We start from the raw sequence: 1,298 nt of genomic DNA, 5'->3' as shown, positions 1-1,298 counted from the left end.
ATTTCGCGACTTCTGGCTTTAACACCCATTGCTTTTATTCCTGCAAGGTCAGGACAATCTTTATTTTTATATATGACTTTATATTGGTCTTTATATTTGTCTTTAATTTTGTCAATAATGTTGACACCTTCTAAATATTGACGCATTTTTTTGACATAATAAATCTTCTCTTCTTCTAACTGAATAGCAACATTAGCACCAAACATGGCAACCATAAAGTCATTAATTGCCATTGCCATACTGTCAAACGTAGGTAAATAAGGTAGACCTTTATCCGGGTGTTCATTTAAACCCAATAAACAGCGGTTAAACCAAAGTTGCATTTTATCCCATTTGTCTGATTTATCTTCAAAGATAATGAGTAAAATGACTGATACTATCCCCGCAATTAAACCTAACACAAAAATCCCCACCCCTAGCGGCCCTAAAAAGGCGGTTATTTGTAACCACGTACCTATCGTGCCGGCTAAGCTTAATACACCAGCCAGTACCTGAAGCCCTCCTGCTACACAATACGCTGTTTTGGTTGCCCCACTTTTTTGTTGTCCTTTCGCAATTAAGAAAATACCCTCCATTATCGATATCGCACTACCTAATACACCCACGACACCCGCTACCATGGCAGAGGTTTTAAACACCCCATTGACTAAAAGACTGAGATTGGCTCGGTTTGCAATAAACGACCCGGCTAAATGAGGTAACCCCATATTGATAAAGGTTAAAACTTCGTTGACTAACAGTGCAAAACTTGCTCCAACTTTATATATGCCAAACTGTAAATCGCGTTTAATTTCATAACGCAGGGTTTCGCTTAAGTTTGCATCTTCCAGTTTTTGCAAGTTTTCTTTGTAGTTGATGTAGGTGGCGGCTGATTGTAATCCTGCTGAAATCGATTTAACAAAAGCTATGCTACCACCAAATGCCGTCATTTTAGCCGTCGGGTCAAAACCGGCATTTTTTATACTGTCTAAGATTGACTCGCCTTGTAGTTTGGCTATCCGATTATATATTGACACACCGGTATTTTTTAATGTTCGGGCAGGAAATATTGAATTCGAATTTATGCCTGAAAATCTATCGAGTATATAGTTTTCTAATCGTTGAAATAATACCGAGCCATTTCTCAGCACGGTACGGTCATTGATGACATCGACTAGTTTTAAGCCAATATCGATATAGTCGTTGGCTGTTATCACAAAATTCCAATCAACCACCCCATTTTGACTTTCTTCTGTTTGCGAATAAGCCGGATAAGGTGAACTTGTGCTACTGTATCGCAACGGTTCGAAATATTGATT

Annotated in this window: 1 protein-coding gene; it reads right to left on the bottom strand. The window is 38.5% G+C overall.

Annotated elements, in window-relative coordinates; genetic code table 11:
- On the bottom strand, positions 1-1,298 hold a 1,298-nt coding region (locus J3U14_RS11630; protein ID WP_267369696.1), incomplete at both ends, for a hypothetical protein.

Origin of the sequence: Gilliamella sp. B3801 (assembly GCF_026536645.1) — a bacterium.
GTDB lineage: Bacteria > Pseudomonadota > Gammaproteobacteria > Enterobacterales > Orbaceae > Gilliamella > Gilliamella apicola_I.
The sequence above is the reverse complement of the archived record's forward strand: the minus strand, read 5'-3'. Positions and strand labels throughout refer to the sequence as shown.